Source organism: Candidatus Cloacimonadota bacterium (assembly GCA_020532085.1).
Taxonomy (GTDB): Bacteria; Cloacimonadota; Cloacimonadia; order Cloacimonadales; family Cloacimonadaceae; genus Syntrophosphaera.
Genome location: JAJBAV010000081.1, coordinates 1 through 3,553 on the forward strand (window position 1 = coordinate 1; position 3,553 = coordinate 3,553).

Here is a 3,553-nt window from a genome sequence, read left to right on the forward strand (position 1 = left end):
CAGCCTGGCCAGGGCCATCGATGGCAACCAGATGTTCGTCATCCCCAAACCTCTGCAGATCGAAGAACTGGAACAACTGCTCATGGACTACGGGCTGATGGAGGCGTAGGAGGGCCGGTAGGCCCTCAGGCCTCAGGCTGTAGGCTGTTAGGCTTTCAGGCTGTAGGAAAAACAGCGGGTTAAGATGACTTTTGCAAAAAAGCTCAGCCCCTGCAGCTTCCACCCCTACAGCCTAAACCCCTACAGCCTAAACACCTGAATCCTGCAGCCTAAACCCCTGCGACCCAAACCCCAACAACCTGACCCCTGCGACTAAACAACTCAACAACTAACCAGCCAAGGAGCTCCAAATGTTGACAATGATTCGCGCCATCATCCGACCTGAAAAAGCAGACGCCGTTCTTGCCGCCCTGATGGATGCGGGATTCCCCGCAGTCACTAAATACTCGGTTGCCGGCCGCGGCAAGCAGCGCGGCATCAAAATCGGCGAGGTGACCTACGACGAAATCCCCAAAACCATGCTGATGAGCGTCATTCAGGAAGAGGACAAAGATTTCGTCATCAACACCATCATGAACACCGCCCGCTCCGGCACCAAAGGCGCCTTCGGCGACGGCAAGATCTTTCTCAGCGAAGTGGAATGCGCCTACACCATCAGCTCCGGCGTCAAGGAAGGAGCAGTGGAGGTTCCGGCATGAAAGAGGTGATCGCCATTGTGCGCATGAACATGATGAACCAGACCAAGAAGGCGTTGACCGAGGCCGGAGTGGATGCGTTTTTCGCCCATGAAGCCAACGGCAGAGGGGTGGGTTTTATCAATACCCACATCCTGGCCGGCGCCGAGGATGGTTATGAAGAGGCAGCTTCTCTCCTGGGGGAGAAAGGCAAACTGTATCCCAAACGGGTGGTCACCATTGTGGTGGAAGACGATTTTGTCGACACCGTGGTTGACTCCATTATCAGCGTCAACAAGACCGGAAAGCCGGGCGACGGCAAAATTTTCGTCCTGCCGCTCAAAGACGCCGTCCGCGTACGCACGGGCGAATCCGGTACGAAATCAATAGTCTGAGCGCCCAAGGAGAGTCACATGGCAACTGCAAAGAAAAAGCTCGTTCAGTGGGCACCCACGGACATTAAAAAAGAGCTGCTGAAACAATATCCGGCCAAGGTGGCCCGCAAACGGGCCAAACAGATCCTCATCAACGAGGCCCAGGAAAACACCACACCGGAAATCACCGCCAATGTGCGCACCATTCCGGGCATTATCACCATGCGCGGCTGCACCTACGCCGGCTGCAAGGGTGTGATCATGGGGCCCACCAGGGACGTGGTCAACCTGGTGCACGGCCCCATCGGCTGCAGCTTTTACGCCTGGCTGACCCGACGCAACCAGACCGATCCCGGCCCGGACGGCGAGAACTACATGCCCTACTGTTTCTCCACGGACATGCAGGACTCGGACATCATCTTCGGTGGCGAGAAGAAACTAACCGCTGCCATTCAGGAGGTCTATGACCTGTTCCACCCCAAGGCGATCACCATCTTTGCCACCTGCCCGGTGGGATTGATCGGCGACGACATCCACACCGTGGCTCGGACCATGAAGGAAAAGCTGGGTGATTGCAACGTCTTTGCCTTCAGCTGCGAGGGCTACAAGGGCGTGTCCCAGTCCGCCGGCCACCACATCGCCAACAACCAGATCTTCACCCACATCGTCGGTGAAAACGATGCGGTCAAACCCGGCGAGTTCAAGATCAACTTGCTGGGTGAGTACAACATCGGCGGCGATGGTTTCGAGATCGACCGGATTTTGCGGAAATGCGGCATCAGCACCATTTCCACTTTTTCCGGCAACTCGACCTACGATCAGTTTGCCTCGGCCCACACCGCGGACCTGAGCTGCGTCATGTGTCATCGCTCGATCAACTACGTGGCCGACATGCTGGAAACCAAGTTCGGCATTCCGTGGGTCAAGGTCAACTTCATCGGTGCCAAGGCCACGGCCAAGTCCTTGCGCAAGATTGCCGCGTATTTCGGCGACCAGGCGTTGATTGACCGGGTCGAAGCCGTCATTGCCGAGGAGATGCCCACAGTGGAGGCGGTTCGCGAAGAGGTCCTGCCGCGCACCCAAGGAAAAACCGCCATGCTTTTTGTCGGTGGCAGCCGGGCGCACCATTACCAGGAACTCTTTGCCGAGATGGGCATGAAAACGGTGAGTGCCGGTTACGAATTCGCCCATCGCGACGATTACGAAGGCCGTCAAGTCATCCCCCACCTCAAAGTGGATGCGGACAGCCGGAACATCGAGGAGATCGAGGTTGAGGCCGATCCGGTACGCTTCAAGCCGCGCAAGACCGAGGCGGAACTGAAGGCGCTGGAAGAGCAAGGCTATACCTTCAAGGAGTACGACGGCATCATGCCGGACATGGAGGCTGGCTCGCTGGTCATTGACGATCTCAATCAGTACGAGGCGGAAAAACTGGTGGAACTGATGAAACCGGACATCTTCTGCGCCGGCATCAAGGAAAAATTTTCCATCCAGAAGCTGGGCATCCCCATGAAACAGCTCCACAGCTACGATTCCGGCGGCCCCTATGCCGGGTTTAAGGGCGCGGTTAATTTCTACAAGGAAATCGACCGACTGGTGAACAGCAAGGTCTGGAGCTACATGAAGGCCCCCTGGCAGGAAAGCTCCGAACTCACAGCCACCTACGTGTGGGAATAAGCATCAACCAAGAGGGCAAGACAATGCTACTTCGACATACACCCAAAGAAATAAACGAGCGCACGGCCGTGACCATCAATCCGGCCAAGACCTGCCAGCCCATCGGCGCCATGTACGCGGCTCTGGGCATCCAGGGCTGTCTCCCCCACAGCCATGGGTCCCAGGGCTGCTGCGCCTACCACCGCAGCGCTCTGACCCGGCATTACAAGGAGCCGGTTTCCGCGGCCACCAGTTCGTTCACCGAAGGCGCCTCGGTGTTCGGCGGTCAGGCCAACCTGCTGCAGGCGATCAACAACATTTTCACCGTCTATAATCCTGAGGTGATCGCCGTGCATACCACCTGTCTGTCGGAGACCATTGGCGACGATCTCAACCAGATCTTTGACAAGGCCCGGAAAGAGGGCAACGTACCGGAGGGCAAGACCCTGGTCGGCGCCTCGACCCCCAGCTACGTCGGCTCGCACGTGACCGGCTTCTCCAACATGGTCAAGGCCATGGCCGATCTGGCCGAGCCCACGGGCAAGAAAAACGGCAAGGTCAACGTCATTCCCGGCTGGGTTGAACCGTCGGACATGGAAGAGATCAAACGGCTGGCCACAATGGTTGGGACGAATATCACCCTTTTCCCGGACACCTCCGGCGTGCTCAACGGTCCGCTTTCCGGCGAATACCACATGTTTCCCCAGGGCGGGGTCACCGTGGCCGAACTGAAAGGATGTGGTGACGCCATCGGCACCCTGGCCATGGGTGAATGGTGTTCGGCCGACGCGGCCCGCCTGCTCGACACCAAGTACAAGGTGCCCTGCCGGATCCTGGACATGCCCTTTG

General features: G+C 57.8%; 5 protein-coding genes. All 5 read left to right on the forward strand.

The window, feature by feature from the left end; all coding sequences use genetic code 11:
- A partial coding sequence (gene nifH, locus LHW45_11140; protein ID MCB5286123.1) for a nitrogenase reductase occupies positions 1–109 on the forward strand: 109 nt, incomplete at its 5' end.
- Positions 110–350: 241 nt separating this feature from the next.
- Positions 351–698 (forward strand): P-II family nitrogen regulator, encoded by a 348-nt coding sequence (locus LHW45_11145; GenBank protein ID MCB5286124.1) that lies wholly within the window; start codon positions 351–353, stop codon positions 696–698.
- Positions 695–1,069, forward strand: a complete 375-nt coding sequence (locus tag LHW45_11150) for a P-II family nitrogen regulator (protein MCB5286125.1) — start codon at positions 695–697, stop codon at positions 1,067–1,069. Before LHW45_11145 ends, LHW45_11150 begins: the two co-directional genes overlap by 4 nt.
- Positions 1,070–1,087: 18 nt before the next feature.
- Positions 1,088–2,725 carry a nitrogenase molybdenum-iron protein alpha chain gene (gene nifD, locus LHW45_11155; protein ID MCB5286126.1) on the forward strand — a complete coding sequence of 546 codons (1,638 nt, stop codon included), beginning with the start codon at positions 1,088–1,090 and terminating at the stop codon, positions 2,723–2,725.
- A gap of 23 nt (positions 2,726–2,748) precedes the next feature.
- Positions 2,749–3,553 (forward strand): nitrogenase molybdenum-iron protein subunit beta (locus tag LHW45_11160; GenBank protein ID MCB5286127.1); only part of this gene is annotated, 805 nt, incomplete at its 3' end.